16 protein-coding genes are annotated in these 12,916 nt (G+C 70.5%); 5 read left to right on the top strand and 11 right to left on the bottom strand.

The window, feature by feature from the left end; all coding sequences use genetic code 11:
* Positions 1-186 precede the first annotated feature (186 nt).
* Genes KUG39_RS11545 through KUG39_RS11535 form a run of 3 tightly spaced genes read left to right on the top strand, consistent with a single transcriptional unit; the run spans position 187 to position 1,800 of the window.
* Positions 187-1,092, top strand: coding sequence for a YihY/virulence factor BrkB family protein (locus tag KUG39_RS11545; RefSeq protein ID WP_216915103.1), 906 nt, complete (start codon positions 187-189; stop codon positions 1,090-1,092).
* A gap of 49 nt (positions 1,093-1,141) precedes the next feature.
* Complete coding sequence (locus KUG39_RS11540) at positions 1,142-1,378, top strand: hypothetical protein (RefSeq protein WP_015109202.1); 237 nt, start codon at positions 1,142-1,144, stop codon at positions 1,376-1,378.
* Positions 1,378-1,800: an FYDLN acid domain-containing protein gene (locus KUG39_RS11535; protein ID WP_216915101.1), complete on the top strand. Its 423-nt coding sequence runs from the start codon at positions 1,378-1,380 to the stop codon at positions 1,798-1,800. Before KUG39_RS11540 ends, KUG39_RS11535 begins: the two co-directional genes overlap by 1 nt.
* A gap of 54 nt (positions 1,801-1,854) precedes the next feature.
* Here the strand turns inward: KUG39_RS11535 and KUG39_RS11530 are convergent, their stop codons facing one another.
* The 5 genes from KUG39_RS11530 to KUG39_RS11510 form a co-directional block, all read right to left on the bottom strand.
* Entirely contained in the window at positions 1,855-2,262 is a 408-nt protein-coding gene (locus tag KUG39_RS11530) for a DUF2834 domain-containing protein (RefSeq protein ID WP_216915099.1), read from the bottom strand.
* Complete coding sequence (gene xseB / locus KUG39_RS11525; protein ID WP_216915097.1) at positions 2,259-2,576, bottom strand: exodeoxyribonuclease VII small subunit; 318 nt, start codon at positions 2,574-2,576, stop codon at positions 2,259-2,261. Before xseB ends, KUG39_RS11530 begins: the two co-directional genes overlap by 4 nt.
* Positions 2,577-2,659: 83 nt before the next feature.
* On the bottom strand, positions 2,660-3,850 hold the full coding sequence (gene xseA / locus KUG39_RS11520) for an exodeoxyribonuclease VII large subunit (RefSeq protein ID WP_216915095.1): 1,191 nt from the start codon (positions 3,848-3,850) through the stop codon (positions 2,660-2,662).
* 4 nt (positions 3,851-3,854) lie between these two features.
* Positions 3,855-4,049: a hypothetical protein gene (locus KUG39_RS11515; RefSeq protein WP_094586531.1), complete on the bottom strand. Its 195-nt coding sequence runs from the start codon at positions 4,047-4,049 to the stop codon at positions 3,855-3,857.
* Between the two features lie 142 nt (positions 4,050-4,191).
* Complete coding sequence (locus tag KUG39_RS11510; protein ID WP_015109196.1) at positions 4,192-4,338, bottom strand: CAB/ELIP/HLIP family chlorophyll-binding protein; 147 nt, start codon at positions 4,336-4,338, stop codon at positions 4,192-4,194.
* A gap of 195 nt (positions 4,339-4,533) precedes the next feature.
* Here KUG39_RS11510 and KUG39_RS11505 point away from each other — a divergent pair, with 195 nt between their 5' ends.
* Positions 4,534-5,349 (top strand): HAD family hydrolase, encoded by an 816-nt coding sequence (locus KUG39_RS11505; protein WP_216915093.1) that lies wholly within the window; start codon positions 4,534-4,536, stop codon positions 5,347-5,349.
* Between the two features lie 7 nt (positions 5,350-5,356).
* Here the strand turns inward: KUG39_RS11505 and hrpB are convergent, their stop codons facing one another.
* The 3 genes from hrpB to KUG39_RS11490 form a co-directional block, all read right to left on the bottom strand.
* Positions 5,357-7,921: an ATP-dependent helicase HrpB gene (hrpB, locus tag KUG39_RS11500; protein WP_216915109.1), complete on the bottom strand. Its 2,565-nt coding sequence runs from the start codon at positions 7,919-7,921 to the stop codon at positions 5,357-5,359.
* Complete coding sequence (locus KUG39_RS11495; RefSeq protein ID WP_094586552.1) at positions 7,918-8,301, bottom strand: DUF8663 family protein; 384 nt, start codon at positions 8,299-8,301, stop codon at positions 7,918-7,920. Before KUG39_RS11495 ends, hrpB begins: the two co-directional genes overlap by 4 nt.
* 64 nt (positions 8,302-8,365) lie before the next feature.
* Positions 8,366-8,656: a DUF2973 domain-containing protein gene (locus KUG39_RS11490; RefSeq protein ID WP_094586525.1), complete on the bottom strand. Its 291-nt coding sequence runs from the start codon at positions 8,654-8,656 to the stop codon at positions 8,366-8,368.
* Positions 8,657-8,908: 252 nt separating this feature from the next.
* Between KUG39_RS11490 and KUG39_RS11485 the strand changes: the two genes are divergently transcribed.
* A complete protein-coding gene (locus KUG39_RS11485; RefSeq protein WP_190612267.1) occupies positions 8,909-10,066 on the top strand; it encodes a trypsin-like peptidase domain-containing protein in 1,158 nt (385 codons plus the stop codon).
* A gap of 46 nt (positions 10,067-10,112) precedes the next feature.
* Here KUG39_RS11485 and KUG39_RS11480 read toward each other — a convergent pair whose 3' ends face one another.
* The 3 genes from KUG39_RS11480 to KUG39_RS11470 form a co-directional block, all read right to left on the bottom strand.
* A complete protein-coding gene (locus KUG39_RS11480; protein WP_094586521.1) occupies positions 10,113-10,382 on the bottom strand; it encodes a hypothetical protein in 270 nt (89 codons plus the stop codon).
* 271 nt (positions 10,383-10,653) lie between these two features.
* Complete coding sequence (locus KUG39_RS11475) at positions 10,654-10,818, bottom strand: DUF8642 family protein (RefSeq protein ID WP_190612268.1); 165 nt, start codon at positions 10,816-10,818, stop codon at positions 10,654-10,656.
* Positions 10,819-10,943: 125 nt separating this feature from the next.
* Positions 10,944-12,701, bottom strand: coding sequence for an ABC-F family ATP-binding cassette domain-containing protein (locus KUG39_RS11470; protein ID WP_216915091.1), 1,758 nt, complete (start codon positions 12,699-12,701; stop codon positions 10,944-10,946).
* Positions 12,702-12,916 lie beyond the last annotated feature (215 nt).

Genomic DNA, 12,916 nt, shown 5'->3' with positions numbered 1-12,916 from the left:
CGAACTCGGTTGTGAAACGCAGCAGCGGCGACGATAGTTGGGGGGTAGCCCCCTGCGAAAATAGCTCGATGCCAGGTAAAACTTCTGCCCCCTTATGGGGGCAATGAGGAGAAGCCACCCGAGGAGGGTGGCTTTTCTGTTGGCGTTTTTTGTGGCTGCAGCCCACCCCCTGACGATGGTTCTGTCGTGACATGGCGTCGTCGCTTTCGTCCTTTCTGGAAGGCCTATCTGCTGTGGCTGCGGGCGGACTGCGTGGACCTGAGTGCCGCTTTCGCTTATCACACGCTGCAGTCGTTCTTCCCGGCCCTGCTGATTGCGCTGTCCGTGGCCTCGCGGCTCCTCGGCCGTGATGTCGAGCGGTTTGATCGGCTGATCGTGCTGGTCGGCCAGGTGCTGCCCGCCTCCGCTCTGCCTGGCTTCGAAGCCACCTTGAGGCGCTTCACGAACCAGGGCTTCGGTGCCGGCATCCTCGGCCTGGTGCTTCTGGCGCTCAGCGCCAGCAACATCTATCTCACCCTGCAGCGCGGGGCCGATCGTCTCTGGTGGAATCGGCCCTTCGGCTTCGATCACCTGCGCTGGCAGGAGCACGTGCGTCGCTTCCTGGCCCTGCGCCTGAAGGCCCTGGTGCTGCTGCTGTTCGTCGGCCTGTTGATCGTCGTCGACCAGCTCTTCAGCACGGTGCGGCTCTTCGGCTCCAGGGGCTTTCATGACCAGCTGCAGGCCTTTCTTCCGGAACCCTTGCTGTGGGTCAGCTCCCTGTCCTTCGGCCTGGATCTGGTCGTCTCCCTGCTGATCGGTTTCGGCGCCACCCTGCTGTTCCTGTGGATGCTGCCGTCGCGCCGGATTCCCTTCCGCCCGCTGATTCCCGGGGCCCTGCTGGTGAGCGGCAGCCTCACCCTCTCCAACCTGCTGCTGGGCAGGAGCCTGCTCGCCCTCGGGGCGCGCTTTCAGGCCTACGGAGTGGTGGGCGGTGTGCTGCTGTTGACGCTCTGGGTGTGGCTGGTGGGTGCCGTGCTCTATTTCGGCCAGTGCTTCAGTGTGGTGCTTTCCGGCGGTGCCGCTGGGGGGCCATCGACACCTCTGCCACGCTGAGAAGCGACCCGTTTGGGGTCAGGATGGAATGATCTGATTGGATCGACCCTTGGCCAAGCCTGCCCTCAGGATCCCGCCTCTGCCGGCCAGCCTGGCGCTGGTGTCCATGGCCGTGGGCGCGGTGGTGCTGATCGGTCTCACCACCCTGGCGCTGATTCCGCTGTTGGTCGGCCTCGGCCTTCTGGCGGCCTGGCTGGTGGCCGCCCTGCTGCTCGGCTGGGCCGGCCTCGAGGGCCTGGCGGCGCTGGAGCGCTGGATCGAGAACGATCCACGCTTCCAGCGCTGATGGAACGGCGCATTCCCTGGTTGTGGATCGGTGTGGCGGCGGCTCTGCTGCTGGTGCCCACCTCGGCCGGCCGCCTGCTGCTCGATGTCATCGGCGGACTCACCCTGACCCTTCTGCTCCTGCCGCTGCTGGCGGGAGGGGTCGCCCTGATCGGCTGGCAGCTGCTCAGGCGTCGCCTGCGCACCTGCCCCAGTTGTGGCTTCGCCAGCCTGGGCACTGACGTCTGCCCGGCCTGCGGCAGTTCCTTCACGCCCGGCGATGGCCCAGACGCGGGGGCGCCCGAAGCTGCCGGCTCGTTCTTCTGGGGATCAGGGTCCGGTGGGGAGATCGACGCCCGCGACGTGACGATCAACGTCGACGCCGTCGATGTGGAAGCCACCGCCAGCGGGGAAACGGGCGGCCGCGGCGGCGATGGCTCCTGAGCCCGACACGCGTGCTGAGCCTTGATCAGCCCTGAGCCCGACACGCGCTGAGTCTCATGCGGCCGGATCCGGTGCCTCCGTGCTGAGTCGGGCCAGCTCCAGCAGCCGGCGTTCACGCAGATGCAGGAACAGGGGGGCCCCGAAGGCGAACGCGATCGTCACGCAGCTGAGCAGAACCCAGACGAGCCCGCGCATGCCGAGCCGGCGGCTCTCGCGCACCATCCAGATCGTGACGGCGGTCGCCCCGATCGCCAGATCTCTGGAGAGGGACTGGGCGGCGGGATTGACGTTCGCCTGGCGGATGAACAGTCCCAGATCGAAGGCCGCCCCCTCGCTGCGGATGAAGTCCAGATTGGCCAGCCAGGGGAGCACCCCGCCCGCCACGGCCAGCAGCAGATAGATCCAGGCGATCCAGCTGATGCCGCCGGGGCCGCTGCGGGTGGGCTGGGCGTCGTCACTCATGGGGCGTAGGGCGTGGGGGCCAGGTCCGGCTGGCCGGGATCCCATTGCATCACCTGCTGCTCCACCCGGGCCAGCACCGCCTCGCAGCGTTCGGCGTAGGCCAGCGCCCGCCGATAGAGACCGGCCATCGACTCCACGTCCAGGTCCTGGTCCTGCAACTGGGCCAGACAGAGCTCGAGGGCCGTCTGGGCTTCCCGGAAGCTCAGATCCTGGGCCACATCGTTCACGTCGTTCCCCTCGCCAGCGGCGTCCTGGCTGGAGGCGTCATCGGCGGGCTGGGCAGAGGCTCTGGATCGGGGCGAGGACTTGGCCATGGCAGCAACGGGGGACAGGAGTGGCGGGGAGTGCGCGGCGGGGTGCCGGCGGATCCGATGGAGAGAACGTGGGGGTCTGGGGCTCAGGGACCGGGGCCGTCCGGCTCGACCGCCCGCACCTGCAGGGCCACCCGACCGTCCGCCAGCTCGGCGGTGATCCCTTCCCCTGGCTGCAGCTGGGCCACCGAACGCAGCAGGCGTCCGTCACCATCCCGGAGCAGGCTGAATCCCCGGGCGAGCAGGTGGCGCGGCGAGAGCGCCTGCAGCAGCTGCCGTCGCTGGGCCAGCCACTGGCGCCGCTGGCTGAGCAGCCGGGCGGGGTGGAGCAGGCGCAGCTGGTCCTGGCGTGCGCCCAGCCGTTGCCGGGCCGAGGCGATCCGCAGCGTCAGCGTGCGGTGCAGATGGCCCCGTTCCTGCTCCAGGGTCCGGATCATCTGGCTGCGGTCCGGCAGCAGGGCCACCAGGGCGGCCGTGGGCGTGGCCGCCCGGTAGTCGGCCACAAGATCGGCGATGGTCACGTCATCCTCATGGCCGATCCCGCAGATGACGGGCCAGGGACAGGCCGCCAGGCAGCGGGCCAGGGACTCCCCGTCGAAGACGGCCAGATCCTCCCGGCTGCCTCCGCCGCGGGCCAGCACCAGGGCCTCGATGCCGAGGCGGTCGGCCTGTTCGCCGAGGCTCTCGATGGCGGCCACGATCTGGGCTTCCACGTTCCCCTGCACGGGGATCGGCACCACCAGCAGGTCGGTGGCGGGCCAGCGTTCCCTGGCGGTGCGCAGCATGTCAGCCAGGGCGGCGCTGGGCACGCTGGTGAGCAGGGCGATGCGGCGGGGCCAGCGGGGCAGCGGTCGCTTCCGCTCCGGGTCGAGGAGCCCCTCCGGCTCCAGCCGGTTGCGCACCTGCTCGAACTGGCGCAGGACGGTGGTCAGGCTGGGGCGCACATCCAGCACCTGCACCGTGAGGCTGGCCCGCGCCGCCCAGAAGTTGAGCTTGCCGACCACCACCACCCCATCCCCCTCCTGGGGCACGAAGCTGAGCTTCTGAAGCTGGGACGACCAGATCACCCCCTGGATGCTGGCCTGGCCGTCGACAAGGGTCAGCCAGAGATGGCCCTTCTTCTGCTGGGGGCGCCCCACGGTGGCCTCCAGCAGGAAGCGGGGGGCGAAGCCCCGCTCCAGCAGGGCACCGATGGCCTGGTTGAGCTCGGCGACCGAGTACCGGGGGATGCCGTCGTGCTGGCGGGGGGACGCGCTGCTGCCAGGGACCGTGAGCATGGAATCAGTGCTTGAGCTGGCGGTAGCAGAGCCACCAGTAGAGACTCAGCAGGCCGGCCACCAGGGCCACGGCCCGGCCCACCGGATGGTCGATCCGGACCAGGCCCGCTCCGGCGATCACCAGCGCGCTGCTGAGCAGCCGGGCGCCGTCGCGCCGGTTGCCGACATAGAAGCGGGGAGCGGTGGCGGACGGGGCCATCGGGGGGCGCTGCCTGGGTTGGGCCTCAACCTAGGACCGCTTGGGACAGCTGCCTGAGCCATGAAAAAGCCGCCGGCTGGGCCGGCGGCCTACGTCTTGAAAGGGCTTCAAGGACGCTGGTGCTGGGGGAGACAGCCGGGCTTCAGCCGAGGCCGACCTGGGCCAGAATGCCCTGGCCGGTGAGAATTTCGGTCGCCAGGCCGATCACGAAGCCCATCATGGCCAGGCGGCCGTTCCAGGTTTCGGCGAAGTTGACGAAACCGAAGCGGGGCTGGGAAGCGTCAGACATGGAAGGAACCCTCGGTGGAGCCCTGACTGTAACGAAACATGGAGTGGTCTTGACAGTGGCAGGGACTACAAAGCTGGGTGTGGGTTGCACGGTTGACAGCCGCGCCCGGCCATGGCACTGAGGCCTCCACGGGTGCCAGGCCCCGGCGCCGGCCCGTTGCCGGCAGCTGGCTCTGCCTCCGTCTGGGGTCCCGGGTTGGAGGACCGCCGGCGGGCGCCCCGGGCCCGCCTCCAGCGCCATCTGGCGGCGCCCCTGCCCAGCGAGACCGAACTGGTGCTGGTCACCGACCTCGACGGCACCCTGCTGGAGGGGTCCGTCACGACGCGCCGCCGGGTCTATCGCTGGCTGGCCTCCCAGCGCCACCGGGTCCTGCAGGTGTTCAGCACCGGCAGGGATCTGCGCTCCGTCGCCCGGCTGCTGGCTGCGGAGGCCGCCCTGGGACTCCATCCCCCCCATCTGGTGATCGGTGATGTGGGCTGCACCGTGGCCTGCGGCGCCAGCCTCACCCCCCTGGCCCTGGCCCTGGAGCCGATCGAGGCCCTCTGGCGGGGACGGGCGGAAAAGGTGCTGCCCCTGCTGGCCCTGGTGCCGGGCCTGTCCCCCCAGCCCCTCAGCAGCGACCGGCGCCTGGCCTATGGCATCGACCCGCTCCGGCTGGACACCAGCCGGCTGGCGGCCATCGAGGCCCATGGGGTGGACTGCCTGGTCTCCGGCGACAAGTACCTCGACGTGCTGCCGCCCGGCGTCAACAAGGGCAGCACCCTGCTGGGCCTGCTGGAGTGGCTCGAGCTGGAACCGGCCCGGGTGGTCACCGCGGGGGACTCCCTCAACGATCTGGCCATGTTCGAGACCGGCCTGCAGAGCGTCATGGTGGGCAATGCCGAGCCGGGCCTGGTGCGGGCCCTGCCGGGGCTGGCCCGCACCTACCGCGCCCGCGCCCATGGCTGCAAGGGCATCCTGGAGGGACTGCGCCACTTCGGCTTCGGCCATCTGCTCGACGGCCTGCCCTAGGCAACGCTCAGCGACTCTCCCCGCGTGCCTCCCGGGCCAGGGCCGCCTTGGTGCGGGCACTGGCGACGCCCTGGCGGGGATCCTCGGGCCAGGGGTGGCGGGGGTAGCGGCCGCGCAGCTCCCGGCGCACCTCGGCGTAGCCCTGGCTCCAGAAGCCGGCCAGGTCGCTGGTCACCGCCGCCGGGCGTCCCGCCGGAGACAGCAGCTCCACCCGCACCGGCAGCCGGCCGTCCAGCACCGTCGGCCCTTCCAGGCAGCCGAACATCTCCTGCAGCTTCACGGCCAGCACCGGCGTGCCGCTGCCGTAGTCCAACGGCACCCGGCGGCCGGACGGCACCGGCTGGCTGAGGGGCAGCAGCCGATCCAGTTCCCTGCGCAGGGACCAGTCCAGATCCCCCCAGAGGATCTCCGAGAGGTCGAGCTGCTGCAGGTCCTGGAGGCTGCGCAGGCCCCCGAGGTGGGGGCCCAGCCAGGCTCCCGGGTCCTGCTGTAGCCGCTCCGGTGAGCGGTCGGGCCAGGGCGCCCCCAGGTGCTGGTGGGCCAGCATCAGGCGCTGCTGCAGCTGGCGGCTGGTGCGGCACCAGGGGAGCACCTCCAGTCCGAGCCGTTCGAGACCCTCCAGCAGGGCTCGCTCCACCAGCTCCCCGCTGGCGTCCGGCCAGGGGCGGCGCTCCAGCACCAGGGCCCCGCTCCGCCGCAGCCGCTCGCACCGCACCCGCTGGTCGGTGCCATCCCAGCGGGCTTCGGTCTCCTCCTCGACCTCCTCCGCCACCAGCTCCTCCAGGCCGCTGCGGGAGAGGGCCACCGCCAACCGCACCCGGGCCTCCTGGCCCTGGCCGTCGACGCTGGCGATCGCCAGGGCTTCGGCGGCGGCCAGGGGATCACCCGGGGGCAGCACGGCGCCGCGCCCGCCGCGCATCAGGAAGCGCCCGTCGCCCCGGCCCCGCCCCAGGGCCAGCCGTTCCGGATAGGCCCAGGCCAGCAGCTGGGCGGCACGGACGTCGTCAGAGCCACCGCCGGAGGCGATCGCTGCGGGGGCCGCCACCGGGGCCGCCGCCTTCCGCCCCTCCCGGAGCTGGCGCAGCAGCTGGGTCTGGAGGTTGGTCCAGGGCGCCCGGCCCGCGGAGCGCCGCTGCCCCTGCGGACCCTGGCTGCGCCGCAGCCAGTCGAGGCGCCGCATCAGATCGCTGCCGGCTTCGCGGCGGTCAAGGGGATCGCGCTCGCTGAGCAGCACGGCCATGGCCGTGGCGAGGGACTCCCAGCCCCTTTCCCTGGCCCGCAGCAGCATGTGGGCCAGGCGCGGATGCAGGCCCAGCCGGGCCATGGCCCGCCCGTGGCCGGTGATGCGCCCCTGCCCATCGACGGCCCCCAGCTGCAGCAGCAGGTCGCGGGCCTCCGCCAGGGGCCGGCGGGGGGGCGCGGTGAGCCAGGGAAGGCTGTCGTTCTCCGTTTCGCCCCATTCCGCCAGCTGCAGGGCGATCGGCAGGGGATCCACCTCGAGCAGTTCCGGGGGATCGAAGGCGGCTCGCCGCTGCTGCTCCGCCGGGGACCAGAGCCGCAGGCATCGCCCCGGCCCCAGCCGCCCGGCCCGCCCACTTCGCTGCTCGGCGCTGGCCTGGCTGGCGGGCTGGGTGACGAGGCCGTCCATGCCCGTGGCCGGGTCGAAGCGGCTGCGTCGGCTCAGGCCGCTGTCGATCACCAGGGTCACCGCCGCGATCGTGACCGAGCTCTCCGCCACCGAGGTGGCCAGCACCACCTTCCCCCCCGCCCCCTCGGGAGCCGCGATGGCCCGTCCCTGGGCCGCCAGCGGCAGCTGGCCGTGCAGGAGGGCCAGCTCCAGCTCCTGGCCCCAGGCGGTGTCCTCGATGGCCCGCCGCGCCGTCTCCAGCTCCCCCAGGCCCGGCAGGAACACCAGCGCGGTGCCCCGGGGTTCGGGTTCGGCCAGCCAGTGGCCTTCGAGGGCCCGCAGCACCTGGCGATCCAGCCGCTCGTCCGGCCGCGGCGGCTGGTAGGTCACCGCCACCGGATGGCTGCGGCCTTCGCAGCTGATCACGGCGGCCCCATCCAGTTCGCTGGCCAGGGGCTCCAGATCGAGGGTGGCGGACATCACCAGCAGGCGCAGTTCGGGACGCAGCAGGCTGCGGGCCTGGCGCACCAGGGCCAGGGCCAGATCCGCCTCGGCCTGGCGCTCATGGAATTCGTCGAAGATCACGCAGGCCACCCCGTCCAGGGCGGGATCGGCCTGGAGCCGGCGCAGGAACAGGCCCGCGGTCACCACCTCCAGCCGGGTGGCCGCCGAGGTGCGCGACTCCAGGCGCACGCTGTATCCCACGCGCCCGCCGACGGGTTCACCGAGGCCGGCGGCGAGGCGCTGGGCGGCATTCCGGGCCGCCAGCCGCCTCGGTTCCAGCAGCAGCAGGCGGCCCTCAGCGCCGAGGCTCTCGAGCAGGGCGAGGGGAACCCGGGTGGTCTTGCCGGCGCCGGGTTCGGCCTGGAGCAGGAGGGTGGCCCCGGGCCCGAGGGCGGCGGTGATGGCCGGGAGGCGGCCGTCGATGGGCAGGGGCGGGTTCAGCGCACGTGGCGGAGGCCATCCACCGGGTGGTAGGCCTCTCCGGTGGTTTCCTCGTAGACGATGGCGGGTAGGCCGGTCTCGAACATGGTCTGGAGGGCCTCCTTCAGGTAGGGGTTCCAGCCGCCGGTGGTCACCTTGCCGTGGCGCACGGTCCAGTCCCAGGTGCCCTGGAGGTCACGGGGGATGCGCCCCTCCCGGTCGCGCCGGGCCACCAGATCCTGGGATTCGACGATGCCGACAAGAATCGGATCCTTGCCGTAGGACGGCGTCAGGCTGAGCTCGAGCCGGATCGGGTCGTCCTTCACCATCTTGAGTCGAAACCGTGGCGGCAGCTTCAGTGCTCCGAGCACGGCCGCCACGATTCGCGTTCTCTGATCCACCATCGATCTCCGCCGGTTGGCGCATTCACCTCAGGGAGCCTATTCAGCGACCGGCCGGCCGCGCTCAGGTCGGGTCGGCGGGGAAGGCGGGCTGCTCGTTGTCGCCGCTGAAACGGACCGTCAGCAGGTCCTCCTGGGTCAGCTGGCCGTCCGCGTCCAGCAGCTCCGGGTGGATGGTGAGACGGCCGGTGCGATCACCGGCGGGGCCGGCTGGATCGGTGGCGGCGGCTCCGGCATCACCGGGACGGGGAATGGCGCGGAAGCCCTGGCCCATGACCCGGAACGCCTGCCACAGCAGAACGATGAAACAGGCCCCGTAGACGATCGGGAAGATCTGCGAGAGGAGGGAGGTCATGGCGCGATGGGAACCCCGCAGTCCGCGGACTCTCCCCCATCATCACCCGTCCGACGGAGCGGTGGTGGTGGCCAGCATCCAGGCCCAGAGGGAGGTGCAGGCGGCTCCGAAGGCGAGAAAGGCCAGCAGCAGGCGGCTTGTGTCCATGACCCGATAAAAAACTTTACAAAGCATAGCCGGTCAGGCCGGTTTGCCTCCCCTTTCTCCTTCCCGGGGACTTCCCTACGGTTTTTCCATCCGAGCTTCTTCACGATGCGTTCCTCCCGCGTTCTTGCCGCGGCCGCCGCCGGGCTGGCCACGGTCACGGCGGCGGCCACCGCCACGGTCACGGCCACCACGGCCCTCGTCAGCCCGACCCTCACCTCCCCCGGTCTGGCCCAGCCGGCCGCGGCCGTGCTCGGGCGGCAATCCTTCGTGGCGGCGGCGATCCGTCGGGCGGGCCCGGCCGTGGTCACCATCGACACGGAACGCACCGTCCAGTCGGCCGCCACCGGCGGCCTGCCCCGGGGTCTGCTGAACGACCCCCTGTTCCGCCAGTTCTTCGGTATCCCCCAGCAGGGTGCCCCCTCGCGGCGCACCGAACGGGGCCAGGGAAGCGGGGTGATCCTCCAGGCCGATGGGCTGGTGCTCACCAACGCCCACGTGGTGGACCAGATCGACCGGGTGACCGTGGGTCTCGAGAACGGCCAGCGCGTCGAGGGGCGGGTCGTGGGCCTCGACAAGCTCACCGACCTGGCGGTGGTGCGGCTGGTGGGGGCGGGCCCCTGGCCCGTGGCGCCCCTGGGCAATTCCGATGCCCTCCAGGTGGGCGACTGGGCGATCGCGGTGGGGAACCCCTTCGGCCTCGACAACACCGTCACCCTGGGGATCATCAGCAGCCTCAACCGCAACGCCAGCAAGCTCGGCATCACCGACAAGCGGCTGGATCTGATCCAGACCGACGCCGCCATCAACCCGGGCAACTCCGGCGGACCGCTGCTGAACGCCGACGGCGAAGTGGTGGGAATCAACACCCTGGTGCGTTCGGGGCCGGGGGCCGGACTGGGCTTCGCCATTCCGATCAACCGTGCCCGCGGCATTGTCAGTCAACTGGTGGCGACCGGCCGGGCCACCCACCCCATGATCGGCGTGGGGCTGGATGAGGTCCGGGCGGGAAGCGGCTCCGGGGTTTCCCAGGGTGCGGTCGTGGTTTCGGTTCAGCCCAACGGACCGGCGGCTCGGGGAGGTCTCAGGACCGGTGATGTGATCGTCGCGGCCCAGGGGGCCGTGGTGAAGGATCCCTCCCAGGTGATCAACGCCGTCGAGCGGGCGGGGGTGGGGGGAACCCTCAACCTGACGGTGAACCGTCAGGGGGCGATGGTGAACCTGCGGCTCATCCCTGGCGACATGGCCCTGCTGCGTCAGGGATGAGGAGGTTGCCCGAGCTCATGGCCTAGAGGAGGCTTGAGCTCGGCCCTCAGAGGACGTCCATGCCCCCCTTGCTGCTGTCGGGGCGAAGGGCGTCGAGCAGGCCGGCGTCCATGGTGAGTTCGGCGCCGAAACGGGCGGGGGCACCCAGCTGCTGGCGCATGACCCACTGGGTGGCGGCCTTCTGGCTCTGCCAGGCCTGCAGGAGTTGCTTGGCCAGACCCCGCAGGACCTGCGGATCGCCCGTGGCGTCGATCGCCCGGGTCATGCGCTCCAGTTCGAATTTCTGACCGAGGCTGAGGGCGAGAGGTTCGGACATGGTGGGCTGTGCGATGGGGCGTTTCTGACCGGCCCAAAGCTACGAACTGTTTCAAGATGCCACGTAGCGGCTGTTACAGGGCCTGTGCCCTGGTTAGGAAATCCGCTCAACCCCTGGCTCTGGTCCGTTTCCCCTTGCCGCCGGCCCTGTGCCGCGCTAGCCCTGCGCCGCGGTGGGCCCTTTGCGGCGGTATGTCCCTTGCGCCGGTATAGGGATGGGCCTGTCCCGTCCAGGCCCTGGCCCCATCGGCATCAGCGGCGCGAGCCTGACTTCAGTGGCGCTCGCGCAGCTCTTCCACGCAGCGGGTGACGCACTCGCCGTCCTCCAGGGAACAGGTGGTGATGCATTCGAAGTACACCTCCATGGCATCGCTGGTGCCGGCGGTGTCCTCGCGGTCCACGGTCCAACCGTCGGTGACGACGTTCTGGATGGTCATCGCTGCTCCTGGATGGGTGACCCTGTCAGCCTATGCACACAGAACCGCCCACACCAGAGAAATGAGTCTTCCTGCCTAGGCAACGATGAAGTTGTATTTTGCGCCGCGCCCCTGACGGCGCCGCCTCAGCTGTCGGCGGTGCCCGCGGCTTTCCCCTTGGACGTGCCGCCGCCCTTCTGGGCGGCTTTGGCCTTCTGCTTCTGCCGCTGTTCCTCGCGTCTGGCGGCGAGGCGGCGCTCCTGCTCCAGCCGCTCGCTCTCTTCGGCCTCCTCCCGTTTCTTCTCCTGGTAGTAGGCGTAGTCGCCGCGGTAGAGCACCAGCTCCCCGTCGCGCACCTCGACGATCCGGTTGGCCACCCGGCCGATGAAGAAGCGGTCGTGGGAGACCAGCAGGGCGGCGCCCTCGTAGGCCATCAGGGCTTCCTCGAGCATCTGCTTGGCCGGGATGTCGAGGTGGTTGGTGGGCTCGTCGAGCACCAGCAGATTGCAGGGGGTGAGCAGCATCAGGGCCAGGGCCAGCCGCGCCTTCTCGCCGCCACTCAGCTTTTCCACTGGCTTGAAGACCGACTCGTTGCTGAAGCCGAAGCTGCCCAGCATGGAGCGCACCTGGGTCTGGGTCCAGTCGGGAACGGCCTCGAACAGGGTGTCGATCACCGTCTTGGTCAGATCCAGGGCTTCGGCCTGGTTCTGCTCGAAGTAACCGGCCACCACGTGGTGCTCCCCCAGGCCCGCCTGGCCCTCGAGGGGAATCTCGTAGCCCATCACCAGCCGCAGCAGGGTGGACTTGCCCGCGCCGTTCGGGCCGACGAAGGCGATCCGGTCACCCCGCTCCACCTCCAGGTTCGCCCCCAGGAACAGGATCTGGTCGTCGTAGCCGTGGGTGAGGTTCTCGATCGCCGCCACCACTCGACCCGAGCGCGGGGCGGGGGGAAAGGCGAAGCGCGGCCCGCTCACCGATTCCAGCGGCGCCTCGATCCGCTCCACCTTCTCCAGCAGCTTCTCGCGGCTCTTGGCCTGGGTGCTGCGGGTCGCACTGGCCCGGAAGCGGTCGATGTAGGCCTGCTGGCTGCTCAGTTCCTTCTGCTGGCGCTCGAAGGCCGCCTGGCCGGCCTCCCGCTCCAGGGCCTTCTGCTCGAGGTGCTGGCTGTAGTTGCCCAGGTAGGTGCGCGAGACGCCGCGTTCGGTCTCGACGATCTGGTTGCAGACCCGGTCGAGGAAGGCCCGGTCGTGGCTGATCACCACCAGGGGAACCGTCTGATCCACCAGGTAGCTCTCCAGCCACTGGATCGTCTCGACGTCGAGGTGGTTGGTCGGTTCGTCAAGCAGCAGCAGATCCGGCTCCTGCAGCAGGATCTTGCCCAGGGCGATGCGCATCTGCCAGCCGCCGGAGTAGTCCCCCACGACCCGCTCGGCGGTCTCCTGGGTGAAGCCGATGCTGGGCAGCAGCTTGTCGATGCGGGCATCGAGCTCGTACCCATGCAGGGCCTCGAACCGACTCTGCAGCTGGCCGAGCTCGTCGATCAGCCGGTCGAGCAGGTCCGGATCGGCGGCGGCCTCCTCGCTGGCCATCGCCTCCTCCACCTGCCGCTGGCGGTTGAGCACCTCGGCCGCCTCCCCGAAGGCCTGGAACAGTTCCTGGCGGACGCTGCGGGCCAGGTCGACATCGAACTCCTGCTGCAGGTAGGCGATGCGGGGATCCCCCTGCCGCACCACCTGGCCGCTGGTCGGCTCCTCCAGCCCGGCGATGATGCGCATCTGGGTGGATTTGCCGGCCCCGTTGACCCCCACCAGGCCGATCCGGTCCCCCGCTTTCACCTCCCAGGTGATGTCCTTGAGCACCTCACCGGTGGGATAGATCTTGCCGATGCGTTCGAGGCGCAGCACGGAGCGGAAGGCGGTCGCGGTGTGCGCATCATCCCCTGCGGGGCGTCCTGCAGACTGTCGATCGGGTCCGGTCGCGTCGTCAGGATGATCAAGCGCCTCGAGCAGATCGCCGCCCTGGTGGTGGCGGCGGGACTGGCGCTGACGAGCTACTGGCTGTTCTTCAGCTGGGCCCAGGGAGGGGGATCCCAGCGTCGGGAGCAACCCCGCCGGCCCCA

Source organism: Synechococcus sp. CCAP 1479/10, assembly GCF_019038515.1.
In the GTDB taxonomy this organism is placed as follows: domain Bacteria; phylum Cyanobacteriota; class Cyanobacteriia; order PCC-6307; family Cyanobiaceae; genus Cyanobium.
Note: the sequence above shows the minus strand (reverse complement) of the source record. Positions and strands in the feature narration are given on the sequence as shown.

Excerpts from the sequence above, each read along its gene's own strand:
- KUG39_RS11535 (WP_216915101.1), top strand. The coding sequence starts at position 1,378 with ATGGAACGGCGCATTCCCTGGTTGTGGATCGGTGTGGCGGCGGCTCTG.
- KUG39_RS11530 (WP_216915099.1), bottom strand. The coding sequence starts at position 2,262 with ATGAGTGACGACGCCCAGCCCACCCGCAGCGGCCCCGGCGGCATCAGC.
- xseB (WP_216915097.1), bottom strand. The coding sequence starts at position 2,576 with ATGGCCAAGTCCTCGCCCCGATCCAGAGCCTCTGCCCAGCCCGCCGAT.
- xseA (WP_216915095.1), bottom strand. The coding sequence starts at position 3,850 with ATGCTCACGGTCCCTGGCAGCAGCGCGTCCCCCCGCCAGCACGACGGC.
- KUG39_RS11515 (WP_094586531.1), bottom strand. The coding sequence starts at position 4,049 with ATGGCCCCGTCCGCCACCGCTCCCCGCTTCTATGTCGGCAACCGGCGC.
- KUG39_RS11510 (WP_015109196.1), bottom strand. The coding sequence starts at position 4,338 with ATGTCTGACGCTTCCCAGCCCCGCTTCGGTTTCGTCAACTTCGCCGAA.
- KUG39_RS11490 (WP_094586525.1), bottom strand. The coding sequence starts at position 8,656 with ATGACCTCCCTCCTCTCGCAGATCTTCCCGATCGTCTACGGGGCCTGT.
- KUG39_RS11485 (WP_190612267.1), top strand. The coding sequence starts at position 8,909 with ATGCGTTCCTCCCGCGTTCTTGCCGCGGCCGCCGCCGGGCTGGCCACG.
- KUG39_RS11480 (WP_094586521.1), bottom strand. The coding sequence starts at position 10,382 with ATGTCCGAACCTCTCGCCCTCAGCCTCGGTCAGAAATTCGAACTGGAG.
- KUG39_RS11475 (WP_190612268.1), bottom strand. The coding sequence starts at position 10,818 with ATGACCATCCAGAACGTCGTCACCGACGGTTGGACCGTGGACCGCGAG.